General features: G+C 41.8%; 17 protein-coding genes and 1 pseudogene. 13 read left to right on the forward strand and 5 right to left on the reverse strand.

Annotated features, from left to right (window positions below):
• The first annotated feature begins 181 nt into the window (after positions 1-181).
• The 12 genes from NML69_RS08015 (at position 182) to NML69_RS08070 (ending at position 10,133) form a co-directional block, all read left to right on the forward strand.
• Positions 182-1,348, forward strand: coding sequence for an SIS domain-containing protein (locus NML69_RS08015; protein WP_254726239.1), 1,167 nt, complete (start codon positions 182-184; stop codon positions 1,346-1,348).
• A gap of 10 nt (positions 1,349-1,358) precedes the next feature.
• Positions 1,359-2,354 carry a tagatose-bisphosphate aldolase gene (lacD, locus tag NML69_RS08020; protein ID WP_254726244.1) on the forward strand — a complete coding sequence of 332 codons (996 nt, stop codon included), beginning with the start codon at positions 1,359-1,361 and terminating at the stop codon, positions 2,352-2,354.
• A gap of 145 nt (positions 2,355-2,499) precedes the next feature.
• A complete protein-coding gene (locus tag NML69_RS08025; protein WP_254726246.1) occupies positions 2,500-3,537 on the forward strand; it encodes an aldose epimerase family protein in 1,038 nt (345 codons plus the stop codon).
• Between the two features lie 110 nt (positions 3,538-3,647).
• Positions 3,648-4,502, forward strand: coding sequence for a VOC family protein (locus NML69_RS08030; protein ID WP_215805120.1), 855 nt, complete (start codon positions 3,648-3,650; stop codon positions 4,500-4,502).
• Positions 4,503-4,814: 312 nt separating this feature from the next.
• Positions 4,815-5,387 carry a hypothetical protein gene (locus NML69_RS08035; protein WP_254726248.1) on the forward strand — a complete coding sequence of 191 codons (573 nt, stop codon included), beginning with the start codon at positions 4,815-4,817 and terminating at the stop codon, positions 5,385-5,387.
• A 1-nt stretch (position 5,388) separates the two neighbouring features.
• Positions 5,389-6,054 carry a hypothetical protein gene (locus NML69_RS08040; protein ID WP_254726251.1) on the forward strand — a complete coding sequence of 222 codons (666 nt, stop codon included), beginning with the start codon at positions 5,389-5,391 and terminating at the stop codon, positions 6,052-6,054.
• Positions 6,055-6,151: 97 nt separating this feature from the next.
• Positions 6,152-7,213, forward strand: coding sequence for a hypothetical protein (locus tag NML69_RS08045; protein WP_254726253.1), 1,062 nt, complete (start codon positions 6,152-6,154; stop codon positions 7,211-7,213).
• A gap of 125 nt (positions 7,214-7,338) precedes the next feature.
• Positions 7,339-7,809, forward strand: coding sequence for a hypothetical protein (locus NML69_RS08050; RefSeq protein ID WP_254726255.1), 471 nt, complete (start codon positions 7,339-7,341; stop codon positions 7,807-7,809).
• Positions 7,810-7,823: 14 nt separating this feature from the next.
• Positions 7,824-8,366: a hypothetical protein gene (locus NML69_RS08055; protein ID WP_254726257.1), complete on the forward strand. Its 543-nt coding sequence runs from the start codon at positions 7,824-7,826 to the stop codon at positions 8,364-8,366.
• A 13-nt stretch (positions 8,367-8,379) separates the two neighbouring features.
• The gene (locus NML69_RS08060) at positions 8,380-9,042 is read left to right on the forward strand and encodes a hypothetical protein (protein ID WP_254726259.1); all 663 of its coding nucleotides are present in this window, start codon (positions 8,380-8,382) and stop codon (positions 9,040-9,042) included.
• A 76-nt stretch (positions 9,043-9,118) separates the two neighbouring features.
• Complete coding sequence (locus tag NML69_RS08065; protein ID WP_001031650.1) at positions 9,119-9,676, forward strand: DUF3592 domain-containing protein; 558 nt, start codon at positions 9,119-9,121, stop codon at positions 9,674-9,676.
• Between the two features lie 199 nt (positions 9,677-9,875).
• The gene (locus tag NML69_RS08070) at positions 9,876-10,133 is read left to right on the forward strand and encodes a metal-sensitive transcriptional regulator (RefSeq protein ID WP_000185160.1); all 258 of its coding nucleotides are present in this window, start codon (positions 9,876-9,878) and stop codon (positions 10,131-10,133) included.
• 221 nt (positions 10,134-10,354) lie between these two features.
• On the opposite strand, the gene NML69_RS08075 is transcribed toward NML69_RS08070, so the two are convergent.
• The 3 genes and pseudogenes from NML69_RS08075 to NML69_RS08085 form a co-directional block, all read right to left on the reverse strand.
• Positions 10,355-10,651, reverse strand: a complete 297-nt coding sequence (locus tag NML69_RS08075; RefSeq protein ID WP_254726261.1) for a rhodanese-like domain-containing protein — start codon at positions 10,649-10,651, stop codon at positions 10,355-10,357.
• Positions 10,641-10,993, reverse strand: a pseudogene (locus tag NML69_RS08080) (rhodanese-like domain-containing protein); the annotation flags it as partial. The pseudogene NML69_RS08080 and the gene NML69_RS08075, both read right to left, overlap by 11 nt.
• A 9-nt stretch (positions 10,994-11,002) precedes the next feature.
• Positions 11,003-11,311 (reverse strand): rhodanese-like domain-containing protein, encoded by a 309-nt coding sequence (locus NML69_RS08085; RefSeq protein WP_000468875.1) that lies wholly within the window; start codon positions 11,309-11,311, stop codon positions 11,003-11,005.
• Positions 11,312-11,498: 187 nt separating this feature from the next.
• Here NML69_RS08085 and NML69_RS08090 point away from each other — a divergent pair, with 187 nt between their 5' ends.
• Complete coding sequence (locus NML69_RS08090) at positions 11,499-12,062, forward strand: sugar O-acetyltransferase (RefSeq protein WP_254726263.1); 564 nt, start codon at positions 11,499-11,501, stop codon at positions 12,060-12,062.
• A gap of 39 nt (positions 12,063-12,101) precedes the next feature.
• On the opposite strand, the gene NML69_RS08095 is transcribed toward NML69_RS08090, so the two are convergent.
• Together NML69_RS08095 and NML69_RS08100 are read right to left on the reverse strand one after the other, a co-directional pair.
• Positions 12,102-12,785, reverse strand: a complete 684-nt coding sequence (locus NML69_RS08095; RefSeq protein WP_254726265.1) for a DUF4956 domain-containing protein — start codon at positions 12,783-12,785, stop codon at positions 12,102-12,104.
• On the reverse strand, positions 12,778-13,554 hold the full coding sequence (locus NML69_RS08100) for a polyphosphate polymerase domain-containing protein (protein WP_254726267.1): 777 nt from the start codon (positions 13,552-13,554) through the stop codon (positions 12,778-12,780). Before NML69_RS08100 ends, NML69_RS08095 begins: the two co-directional genes overlap by 8 nt.
• Positions 13,555-13,711 lie beyond the last annotated feature (157 nt).

Here is a 13,711-nt window from a genome sequence, read left to right on the forward strand (position 1 = left end):
GAGCGATGCTCCGACGATAATCGGTCTTTTTCCCCAAGATTTTAGTTGGAACTCAATTCAATAAGATGTGACAACGGCTAAACCGTTAGAACAGCTTGTATAGAATATACATGGGAATGGGAGTCACTCCCATTCCCATATTTTCAATAGGAATGAAACAACAATAGATTAGAGGAACTCTATGCTAAATTACACAAAAGAAGAATTACTTGAACTGGGTGCAGAAATCACGACTCGTGAAATCTACCAACAGCCTGATGTATGGAAAGAAGCTTTTGAAGCCTATCAAGCAAAACGAGAAGAAATTGCAGCCTTTTTGCAAGGAATCGCTGATAAACATGACTATATCAAGGTTATCTTGACGGGTGCTGGTACTTCTGCTTATGTGGGAGATACCTTGGTACCACACTTTAAGGAAGTCTATGACGAACGCAAATGGAATTTCAATGCCATTGCGACAACTGATATCGTAGCCAATCCAGAAACCTATCTAAAAAAAGATGTGGCAACTGTCCTTGTATCCTTTGCTCGTAGTGGAAATTCGCCTGAAAGTGTGGCAACTGTTGATTTGGCTAAAGCCTTGGTTGATGACCTCTATCAAGTGACCATTACATGTGCTGCAGATGGTAAATTGGCTCTTCAAGCTCATGGCGATGACCGCAATCTTTTGCTCTTGCAACCAGCTGCTTCCAATGACGCTGGATTTGCCATGACTTCTAGCTTTACGTCCATGATGCTAACAGCTCTCTTGGTTTTTGATCCTACAGAATTTGCTGTGAAAGCTGAACGTTTTGAAGTTGTGTCTAGCCTTGCCCGCAAAGTTCTAGACAATGCAGCAGATGTTAAAGAGCTGGTAGACCTTGACTTTAACCGTGTTATCTACCTGGGTGCTGGTCCTTTCTTTGGACTTGCTCATGAAGCTCAGTTGAAGATTTTGGAATTAACAGCTGGTCAGGTGGCGACTATGTATGAAAGCCCAGTCGGCTTCCGTCACGGTCCAAAATCATTGATCAACGAAGATACAGTTGTTTTGGTATTTGGTACAACGACAGACTACACTCGCAAGTACGACTTGGACTTGGTTCGTGAAGTGGCTGGTGACCAGATTGCTCGTCGTGTCGTTCTTTTGAGTGATCAAGCCTTTGGTCTTGAAAATGTCAAAGAAGTGGCCCTTGGTTGTGGCGGTGTCTTGAACGATATTTACCGTGTCTTCCCTTACATCGTATATGCTCAACTCTTTGCCCTTTTGACTTCGCTTAAGGTCGAAAATAAACCAGATACGCCGTCTCCTACTGGTACCGTAAACCGTGTGGTGCAAGGTGTGATCATTCATGAATATCAAAAATAAGGAAGTGTCTATGAGTAAATTACAATTAAGTCCCAATAAAGTAGCTTGCTTGCAAAAACTCTCTGACGAGAACGGCATTATCTCAGCTCTTGCCTTTGACCAACGTGGTGCTTTGAAACGCCTCATGGCTCAATACCAAGCAGAAGAGCCAACAGTGGCTCAAATGGAAGAACTCAAAGTATTGGTAGCAGATGAATTGACTAAATACGCATCCTCTATGCTTCTTGACCCAGAGTATGGTCTTCCAGCTACAAAAGCGCTTGATGCCAATGCTGGTCTTCTCCTTGCTTATGAGAAAACGGGTTATGACACAACTAGCACTAAACGCTTGCCTGACTGCTTGGATGTTTGGTCTGCCAAACGTATCAAAGAACAAGGTGCAGATGCAGTCAAATTCTTGCTTTACTATGACGTAGATAGCTCTGATGAACTCAACCAACAAAAACAAGCCTATATCGAACGCATTGGTTCAGAGTGTGTGGCAGAAGACATTCCTTTCTTCCTTGAAATTCTTGCCTATGATGAAAAAATCTCTGACGCAGGTTCTGCAGAATATGCCAAAGTGAAACCACACAAGGTTATCGGTGCTATGAAAGTCTTCTCAGACCCACGCTTCAACATCGATGTTTTGAAAGTGGAAGTTCCAGTCAATGTGAAATACGTTGAAGGCTTTGGTGATGGAGAAGTCGTTCATACACGCGAAGAAGCAGCAGCCTTCTTCAAAGCTCAAGACGAAGCAACAAATCTTCCTTACATCTACTTGAGTGCGGGTGTATCAGCTAAACTCTTCCAAGAAACGCTTGTCTTTGCCCACGAATCAGGCGCAAACTTCAACGGTGTTCTTTGTGGACGTGCAACATGGGCTGGATCAGTTGAAGCCTACATCAAAGACGGTGAGGCAGCAGCTCGTGAATGGCTACGCACAACTGGATTTGAGAACATTGACGAACTCAACAAGGTTCTTCAAACAACAGCGACTTCATGGACTGAACGTGTGGAAGCATAAAACAGGTATAGAAGAAACCCCTTTTGTTAAGAAAATACTTAAGGTTTTCTGACAAAGGATTTTGAAAATAAAAACTACAACCATAGATGGTGAGACACTCTCTATGGTTTGTTTACTTAAGAGAAATGGATCAAAGGAGAGAAGAATGAAAGCATACACAGAGCGTGTATTTGGAAATCATGAGGGCAAGGATGTCTTGGCTTATCGCTTTGAGACTGATGGTGGTTACCAGCTTGAAGTTATGACTTATGGTGCGACTATCTTGCGCTATGTTACACCTGACAAGGCTGGGAATTTTGCCAATGTGATTTTGAGCTTTGATGATTTTGATAGCTATGTAGGCAATAGTCCCAAGCATGGAGCAAGTGTAGGTCCTGTAGCGGGCCGTATTGCAGGTGCGACATTTGAGCTCAATGGCCAGACCTATAATCTTGAAGTCAACAATGCCAGCAACTGTAACCACAGTGGTTCAACAGGTTGGGATGCGAGCTTGTTTGAATTGGTAGAAGTGAGCGACCATGGCTTAACCCTCTACACAGAGCGTACAGACGGAACAGGAGGATTCCCTGGTAATCTCAAGATCTGGATCAGCTACCACTTGGAAGAAACTGGCGCCTACGAAGTCAGCTATAAGGTGACGACAGATCAGGATACGCTGGTCAATCCAACCAACCACAGCTATTTCAACTTATCTGGTGATTTCACGCAGACAATTGACCGCCATGTCTTCCAACTAAATACGGAGGGCATTTACCCAATCGCTCCAGACGGAGTTCCGGCTAAGACTCCAGATGCTACTCGTGATGTGGTTAAACACATCTACAATGGAGCTTTGTTGAAGGACATCTTTGCAGAGGAAGATGAGCAAATCCAGTTGGTATCTGGTTTGGATCACCCATTTGCTCTTCCTGCAGGCCATGACAATGCTGGTTTCCTTTATGACCAAAACTCAGGTCGTTTCCTGCTGTTCAAGACAGAGGCCCCTTGCTTTGTGGTCTACACAGCAAACTTTGTGGATGAGAGTGTCATCATCGGAGGCCAGCCAATGGTGCAACACAATGGGATTGCCCTTGAAGCGCAAGCTTTACCAGATGCCATTCACAGTGATCTCAAAGACCAAGTTATTCTCAAAGCAGGGGAAACTTTCACCAGCAAAACTCGCTACGAGCTTGTTGTCAAATAAAAAGAAGAGCTGGTTTCCAGCTCTTTTGAGTTGTCTTCGTTGACATTTTATCTCAATAGTGTATAATTGATGTAATACATAAAGTTACAACAAATAAAAGGAGACACCCTATGACTTATGCATACCAAAGCCACATTTATCTAGCAGAGGCGGTTTTAAATGTCAAGGATTTGACGAGTCAAACGGCTTTTTATCACCAGATTATTGGCTTGGAGATTTTATCCCAAACAGAGACAGAAGCGATTTTGGGACTTGGTCGAAAAGCCTTGGTTCACTTGATTCAGGCAGAAAAGTCTGGCGAAGTAAGGGAGCATTATGGGCTCTACCATCTGGCGATTTTGTTGCCGACGCGAAAAGCCTTGGCAGATGTCTTGAAACACCTAAGTGACTTGCGGATTCCTCTGGTCGGGGGTGCAGATCATGGATACAGTGAGGCTATTTATCTAGAGGATTTGGAAGGAAATGGCATTGAACTCTACCGTGATAAGCCAGTGTCTTCATGGGATATTCGAGAAGACGGTCGCATTATCGGTGTGACCGAAGCCCTTGCGGCACAGGACATCTATGAGTTAGGGGAAAAGGTGGATCCCTTTATCCTAGCTGAAGGGACTAGAATGGGGCATATCCATCTATCGGTGAAGGATAGCCACGCGGCGAGCCAGTTTTATCAAAAGGTGTTAGGATTAGAAGATAAATTTAGCATTCCTAGTGCCAGTTGGATAGCGGCTGGTCAGTACCATCACCACCTGGCTGTCAACGAATGGGCTGGAAAAGGGCTGGCTCCGCGTGAGCAAGGCTTGCCAGGCTTGGCCTACTATGTCCTTGAGGTCGAAAGCAAGGAAGAACTCTTGGACATCGTTCAGCAAGCACAAGAGCTAGAAGCACCAATCAAGTGGCTAAATTCGAGTGAGTTGGATCTTGTAGACCCAGATGGGATTGTGACTCGCATTCGCTTGGCACGATGAAACGAGGAAAACACGTTATTTATTTTAGAGACATAGGAAAAGGCGGATAAGCTCGTATTCTGTTTTTAGAATGCGGACTTGTTCGCTTTTTTATGAAATGACGAAACCTTTCTTGGATCTAGCAAAGGTATCTGCCGGGGATATTTTCCCTTTTCTGGGGGTTCATGCTATAATACTAATAAACTTTTCTTTCTCTAGGAAGGCAAATGCTAAAAATCAGCTAGAATGCTGGCAATCGTTGTCACGATGCTTTTAAGAGAAAGTAGAACTTTGTTTGAACATCCGTATTGAGTTTAGGAGACGGGAAATAAGATGGACACAAGTGTAAAAAATTTAATCAGTATGGGCCCTCTGGAGGACTCTTTTATCTATTATGATTTGGGGAATCAAGTATTCTACAGTGCAAAACAAGGCATGAATTATTCAGCCATTGCAGCCCCTATTGCAATCTATTCCTTGCAACGGCTGTCGAAGTTGCTCAACCAAACCTTTGGAGATGTCTCCTCCCTTTTCAATCTGATTTTCTTTATCTTGATGTCTTTGTTTTTGGTTTTCGGGACCATTATCCTTGCCAAAACTAACCGACGCAACATGAAGACAGATAGATTTAGAAAAGTTCGGCTGACAAAAGCCAATATCAAAACACTTAGGAGAAAATCTAGGGCGTTGACAGTAGTTGGCTACATTTTTGTTTTAATAACGATTTTTTCAGCCTATCGTTATCTGGCTGTTTCTGATTTTCAGTTTTTACTTATGTACATGTTAGGGATTGGTATTCTTACATATATAGTCTATGATTTTCGGATGAAAACGCGCAAACGACTGTTCAAGGAGCTGATGGAGACATTACAGGACGGTAGTCGAGGGAAGGAGGGAGACATGTAAGATGAGAAAAATCATTTATATAGGCCAAGGATGCCAGCAATCCATCTACTATAACACAAAGACGAGCGAGGCTTTAGCGACAGAATCTAGCGCCTCGTCAGAAACCGACGGTGCCATCAGTTCAAAGAAATCCAAGTGGCCTTGGGTTGTCTTCTTTATTTTCTTGCTAGTTGCTATTATCGGTATTTGGATTCGTTCCTTGCTAGCGCCCTTTAGATTGAGTGAGTGGATGGCACCTATCCATCTAGCCGCTATCCTTTTCGTTTTTATCGGAAGTGTTTATGGATTTGAAAAACTTTTTTACAGTGGGGCTAAGTCGCTTGTCCCAGCAAGTGAAGAACAGTTTAAAGATGCGGTTGAAAGTAGTACTTTTTGGAGGAAGTCACCAGATAAGGAACCAACAGTCGATAAAATCATCTTGTATCTATTTGTTATCCTCGTTCTTCTATTTGTTTTTGTTATTGTTGTGTTCTTTGCCATACCTGGGACCTTCATTCCCTACTATGAACATGAATGGTTTGAACCGTCGATGTTCATGGTGCCAATCGGAGCAACGATCGTCCCAATTAGCGTGGTTCTTCTACTATTTCAAAACAATCCAATCCGCTGGCTCTTAGCCGTACGAAAATACAAGCAGGGGAAAGTGCTATTTAAGGAAGAGAAGTAAGAAGAGGATAGTATGAAAGAAAAGTATATTGAATTTTTAAATATGGTAGTTGTGGATACTAGAGCTATAAAGCGTTTTGATATTATATAAATCACTGATGAGGGAAGATAATGAAAAAAATAATGAAATCAAAATTAGTTCAAGTCATACTTTTACACTCACTATCATGGGACTATACTTTGCTTATCAGACATATCGTAGGCATGAACTTACTCAGTTTGTCATGTGGAGTCCAAGAGCTAAAATTGCAAGTTATGAATTTATGGATGATAACAAGGCAGTAGCGATTGAGTGGGATAATGAGTCGGAGTTAAAAGATGCGGAAGAGGCTAAGAAATATGATTCGCGTGTCAATGTAGAAAAAATGACGAGAGTTAATGGAGAACGCTATATTATTCAGCAAAGTTATAAGTTAAAATCGGCTACGTATAAGTATTGGATTCTTGAAGAAGATGCGGTTCCATATTTGAAAAGTAATATTCCAGAGCAGGGAGAGTACTGGTTGTTAGACGTCTATGATACGAAAGATGAGACAATCAAACAAAAGACGTATGATGTATTTCAGATGGTGAGGGAATATAATAAGGATTATATTCCAAGAAGGGTTCGTGACGTTAATTATTTCTTGTATACGGAACAAGGAAAAACTTACTTACCAATTAGTATGGCTATTGGTCAACAGCCAGAAATGAAAATGGAAAATGGGCTTATTGATATAGAGGATGGAAAGATAGTAGCAACTACTCCATCTGGTAAAACTTCCAAAGATCTTTATAACGATAAGAAAGAATCATACAAACCGAAGTTAGATGATATTCTTATTTCGAATAATAAATTTTCAAGCGAAAAGTTTGCCTTTGTCTTTTCTAACTTTGGTTTTAAAGAACCAGTAGAAAAATCCCAATACCTGTCCTTGTCAAGCAAATATCCAAAGGTGTTTGATATATTGAGTAAAGGGTTGTTATCGGAATTATATTTCCTCGGAAAAGAAGATGTTCACTTTAAAATCTCTCTCTTAAAGCTAGTCCTTCCAGAGGATACCAATATTTTTAAGGATCTCACCATTCCAGCAGCTAGTTCGAAAGATGGACAGGAGCATCTGATTCAAAGCGAAGAAGAGTTCTTACAATATTATAAATCCAGTACGGAGGAAGAATAATGGGACAAAAGCATTTTTCTTATATTACTGTAGATATTGATATTTGACATTGAATTTCAAATAGGGAGGAAAAATGAAGAAGTTAGTTGTCGTCGTCTTGTTATTGGTTCTTGGAGCTTGCTCTAATGGAAAGGAAGCAGGGGGGGACAGAGAAAAGTACGCGCGAGACAGTTGTAAACAAAGAGAAAGAATTGAAATTTGTAGTAGCGCCACAATATGAAGGCCAAACGTCAGATTTAATTGAACTTGGTAAAAAAATGACCAAAGAACATCCAGAAATTGGAAGTAAGGGAAGTATGGCTATCTACTTTACAGGAGCCGTCTCAGATGGTAGGGCAGCACTAATGCTCGTCAATAAAACTGACGTAGATATCAAAAAAGATTTGGAGTTTTCACTGAGTTGGTCCTATGATGGCAAGACCATTTTTGATAATCAAAAGATTAGCTATACTATCAAGGATAGTGGTGAGCTACCTTCTTACACAACCACATTAATTTTGTTACCACTTAACTCAGAACAATTGGAGCTTGTTGACTCGATGTCAGATCCATCTAAGATGACACTTTCAATGTCCAATGTGAAGAGCGTAGAATAAGATAGGAGTTGAATATGACAACAGACATCATTTTATTTTTATTTGCTACCATCGTCATTCTTTTATCCTTGATCTTTTTATCTGGTACATATCTCTACCTTTATTTTCGGGATAAAAAGATGGTACGTCTTGCCAAATCGTCTGTTAAGGGAACGGTTGTGGGCTATAGTAATTTTCAGGCTGGGAATCCTCCGATTGTTGAATATACGGTTGACGGAACTACTTATAGCAAGCCATTACGGTATTTTATAATCAGAACGATTTCGCTTCCATGGGGGCCTATAAGTACAGCTGATAACTTTACAAGAGAGGACATGTTGGCAAATTCCCTAACCTTTTATCGTAATTCTTTTCTATCGTTTAATAACTTAATGCGAACGCATTTCCCAGTCTATTCGAAGATGACGGTATGGTATGATCCTGAAAAACCAAACAGGGCTTATGTGGAACGATACTGTGGAATCAACAAACTTTATAGATTGTTGGGCATCGGTAGTGCTATATTGTTAATCATGACCTACGCCGTTGTAGTGCTTGCTTATTTGTTAAAGAGGTGAGGTAATCCACATAATGTCACAAGAGAGATATTTGCAGATCAAAAAAGAGCATCAAGTTCGTAAGTTTGTGGGGCGTTTCCTCTTCATTCTTCTCGCTATACTCGATGTTCTACTGGTATCAAGTCATTCCAATTATGTCCCGCTTGTAACGGTGGCTATGGTAACGATTGTACCTTTTAATCATTTTCTACTTGCTCCTCTTAGGAGACAGAAAAAAGCCATAGAAAAAGAGCATCCAGAATGGAAAATACTCAGTACAAAGGGAGTAAAGGTTCCTTCGACTGAAGCCAATAAAAGAACCTTGGCTGGTATTGGGATTTTGATGGCCTTGTTGTTGTCTTTTGGGCTATTCTATAAACCTGTGAAACAGCCGAACGACCAAGTAAACAAGCCGCCTAAGGTTGATTCTAAAACGCCTGAAACGTCCAAGCCTTCTGAGTCTGAGTCGTCCAGCTCTTCTAAGACCAAAGAATCCAGTTCCCCAGAGTCGAAATCCTCGTCTTCGACTGAACAAAGTTCTAAAACCGAAAGTTCAGGAACAAAACCCTCAAAAAGCGAATCCAATAATCCTTATTACCAGATTCCAGGACTTACTGACGAACAGGTGAGAGATATCATATCAAAATCGGTGAAAGATTTGAGAGAAAAACAGTCAAAAGAAAAATCCGAAGAGTAGACTCGAGGACATCGATGTCCTTTCTGGATGAGTTAGTTTTAAGATTTTACTGTATAGAATAACAGGAGGAGTTCATATGAATAAAGAAGTGATTGGTTTGATAGTTGGGACAATCGTCATCTTCCTATCTTTTGTATTTGTGTGTGGGACCTTTCTTTTCCTCTATCTTCGAGATCAGAAGTTGGTCCGCCTTGCCAAGTCATCCGTACAGGGAACGGTTATCGGCTATAGCCGTTTTCGTGAGGGGTATCCACCTATCGTCGAATACACGGTGGATGGGATTTCTTATAAGAAAACTTTGCAGTATTTTATGTTCAAAACGGTCACAATTCCGTGGGGGACTACTAAATTTTTAAAGGACTATACAAGAGAAGATATGCTGGCACCTTCGATCACTCGCTACAGCAACTCCTTTGTTTCCTTCAAACGCTTGATGCAGACCCATTTCCCCCTTCATTCGGAGCTGACAGTCTGGTATGATCCAGACAAGCCGACCAGGGCCTATGTCGAACGTTACAGCGGAATGGACAAGTTTTACAAGTGGTTTGGTATCGGATTTGGGCTGGCTCTAGTTATAGTCTATGGGATAGTGATCCTAGCCTTTTTGTCCAATTTGTCCAAGATATACGCATAAAGGTCAGTTGGTTGAAAGGAAACGTGACTTCCCATCGAGCTTCAAGGAGAACAGAGTTTCTTTTCCATTTCCATGCTCACCTATCTTTTTTGTCTGATACAGAGAAAAGGTTGCCTCCCACAAATACAGACAGGAAGTGAATTTTGACAAAGCCCCTTATTCGAGATATAATGAAGAAAAAGTGACCAAGGATAAATTAATGACAAACTCAAAGTATATAACACGCCTGAAACGTTCAGAGGGCCAGTTGCGTGGGATTCAAAAGATGATTGAAGAAGATCGTGACTGCGCAGATATTGTTACGCAGTTGACAGCAGTGAAATCAAGCGTTGAGCGCGTGATTGAGATGATCATTACTGAAAATCTCACAGGCTGTATCAACCAACCACTAGACGACCCCGAGGCTCAAAAGGAACGCCTAGAAAAGGCCATCCGATACCTGATTAAACGGAAATAAACTAATTTGCTATTGATAAACAATGCAGACAAAGGCATTTAAGTCTATTTCGATAAAGAAATCATGTCGGACAAACGGATGAGTTCCCCTAATACCAATGAGAAAACCTCTTTTTAGATACCATCAATGTGCTTCGTTTTTAGAAGCGACGGGTTACGAACCCTATATCATTGGGTTGCAGAAATGAAAAAACCGATTAAGAAACTTAATCGGTTTTTTGCTTATTCTACTTGACCGGGCCAAGCATTCATACCACCTTCTACATTGATAACGGTGAGGCTTTGGGCGCTTAGAAATTCACAAGCAGATGCGGAGCGTACTCCACCTTGACAGATGACATGGTATTTCTGGTCAGGTTTGAGTTCTTTGTAACCTTGCTCCAAGGTACTTAACGGAAGATTTTTGGCTCCTGGTGCATGTCCTGCTTGGAATTCATGCACTTCACGTACATCGATAAGATTTAGATTTTCATTTAGGTATTTTTCATAAAAGTCAGCCATGCTGATACTAGTTTCCATATTTGACTCCTTCTGGATTAGCCATTTTATATTGTGAATAAGCGCCATCAAGGTTTTGGACGGTAAATCCTGCCGCTAGAGGATACGCTCTGTGATATAGCTGCGCAAAACACTGTGGCAGCTAAGGATGTAGGCTTGGTTCTTGTCTAGTTCATCCAAGCGTTCCCGTAGTTCGTTTAGGGGGATGTGAATGGTGTCGACTTTGAGTCGACCACTCTGGAATTCGCTACTTATCCGTGCATCTAGGGATTTTTTGCCCTTAGTCAGATTGTCTTTGAGCTGACACCATTGGATATTATCGCTCAGACCTTCGATAAGGTTCAAGGCTGCGCAGCTAATTATTTTATGCTTCTAGATGACCTTGCCTGTCCAAGCGCTCATACCGCCTCGTACATTGATGACATCATATCCTTTTTTCTTAAGCTTTTTCGCAGCTAGTTTGCTTCGCACACCAGAATGACAAATGACATAGAGTGTTTCTTTTGTCGCTGGTGTATAAGATCCGATTTCGGATAGAGGGACATTCTTGGCATTTTTGATATGACCTCTATGGAATTCCGTAGGCGTCCGAACATCCAGTAGCTGAATCGGTTCTCTGAGTTTAGCTTCTAACTCGCTGGTCGAAATACTGTCAATTTTTGTAAATAATAAGTGAAACATAGGCACCTCCAAATATACCCTTACGGGGTATATTAAACCATGAAGTCAAGCTTTTGTCAAGTAAGTTGTTTTGAGTTGGGATGGGGAATGGTTTCGAGAGTCTAGAAAGAAGTCCTAGACCGGCTTATTCTTGACCTTTCAAAGTCTTTTTGATATGATGGCCTCAAACTAAGTGTGAGGTATTAAGATGACCAGTGAATACCAGAAAATGATAGCGGGAGATCCCTATCATCCGTTTGATTCCGAGCTGCGGACCTTGACTCAGACAGCACGTCAGAAGCAGGCGGATTTCAACCAGGAGTTAGATCCCTTGAAAGGGGCGGAGATTATCAAAAGTTGGTTTGGCTCAACTGGGCAAAATCTCTATGTCAATCCACGCTTGGTGGTCGATTATGGAGTCAATATCCATCTAGGGGAAAATTTTTATTCTAATTGGAATTTGACCATGCTGGATGTTTGTCCGATCCGCATCGGCAACAATGCCATGCTTGGCCCCAACTGTCAGTTTTTAACCCCACTCCATCCACTGGATCCGCATGAACGCAATTCAGGGGTCGAATACGGCAAGCCCATCACCATTGGAGATAATTTCTGGGCTGGAGGTGGCGTCATTGTCCTTCCTGGAGTGACACTAGGAAATAATGTCGTTGCTGGAGCAGGGGCCGTGATTACCAAGTCCTTTGGAGACAATGTTGTCCTAGGTGGGAATCCTGCGCGTGTCATTAAGGAAATCCCAGTAAAAGAAAACTAAAAAGAACAGCTTGGGCTGTTCTTTTTATGAGCTCTAATCTTATAGATTTTTCTTCTTTTTGGCTTTTTTAGTCAAAGAGACATCGCACTGAGGAATCTTGCTTGTCAGGTAGCTCGTCAGTTGGAAGTCGTCTACTTGAGGATTGAGATCGACTTCGTAGACGGTTTGCAAGGATTCACCAGCATTGCTGGTATTTACTGAGATGAGGTCAGACTCGGTGCAAAATTGATCCAGCGCGACCTGGATAGTATCTAGGCGGTCTTCTTTATTGGGAAGTGTGATGGTTAAGAGTCTACGACGTTGGTGATTGCTCTTGCTCTGTTGTTTTTCCAAAAGGAGCCAAATGCTTAGGATAAAGACTGTGAAGAGAACGGCTAATAAAAGGTAGCCTGTCCCTGCCGCAAGACCGATGATCATGGCTAGAAAGATAGCGATCAGCTCTCGAGAGCCACTCGTGGCAGAACGGAAACGAATGAGACTAAAGGTCCCTGCTACTGCAATCGATGTTCCGAGACTGCCATTGACGAGGAAGATGACCAGCGTCATCAAACAAGGTAAAAGGGTCAAACTGATGACAAATTCCCGTGTGTAAAGAGTCCGTTGCTTGTAGGCCCAGCTGAGTGCTAGTCCTAGAAAAAGGCTGACGACGAGGGCAAGTAGGAGTTGGAGGGGATCAGCAGTGGCGGTTGCGTCGTTGAAAATAGAATTAAAAAGATTAGACATAAGCATTACCTACACTTTCTCCGATAGGTTGCGGGACATAGGCCAGTCCTTGTGATTTATGGTAGGCGCAGGAGTATTTTGAGAATTTTTGCTCTACCAGACCATGCTTATCAAGGATATCCTGTAGCCATTGCGGTTTGTCACCAGGCGCCTTGATTTCCATGATGACCAGTTCGTCATCTAAGAGAGGCAAACCTTCCTTGTCTGCGAATAGGCTGACATTTTCATCTCGATAGGTCAGGTTTTGATCAAGAGTGACACGAATTTTCTGGTAGGGGAATCCTGGGATTTTCTTTTTTTCTTTTAGTGAAAAACGGTCATAAGAGATATAGATACGCGGTTTGAGAGCTTCACTGTAGCGTTGACGTAGCTTTTGAACCTCTGCTACCAGAAAGTTATCCTTGATCAAGTCTCCTCCCCACCCCTTAGTGATGAGTTGGGTGATGGTATCTGACTGGGATAGGATGCGGTGCTTATGACCGACACCGGCTTCGTCTTTGGACTTGATTTCTAGAAAGACGGGGCTGTCAGCGCTTGGCTGTGCGAGATAGGTCCGCATACGGATTTTTTCCTTCTTATGCTGATCCTGCAGAGAGTCTTGGATGAGCTGAAAATTTTCTGTGTCAAAGTAGATATTGGAAATGGTCGAAGTCGGATAGTCGTCCTCGATGAGGTAGTCTTTCAAATCTTCTATTAAATCGTGTAGGTCTGTTTTAGAAACCATGTACTTGGTTTCGATCCGTTCAAAGCTTGTTTCTAGGGGTTTCATAAGCAATTTCTCCTTTAGATAAATCATAGATTAAACAAGGTAAACTTGCTTGGAACAAGTCTAGAGGACATTTCTAAAAGTTTTATTAAGCGAAACTTAATTGAAACTGAATTTAAGGAAACTTTCAGAAAAGTTTTAGTTTTGTTTCAGGAATCTT

The organism is Streptococcus sp. CF8-6 (assembly GCF_024295845.1).
Taxonomy (GTDB): domain Bacteria; phylum Bacillota; class Bacilli; order Lactobacillales; family Streptococcaceae; genus Streptococcus; species Streptococcus oralis_BO.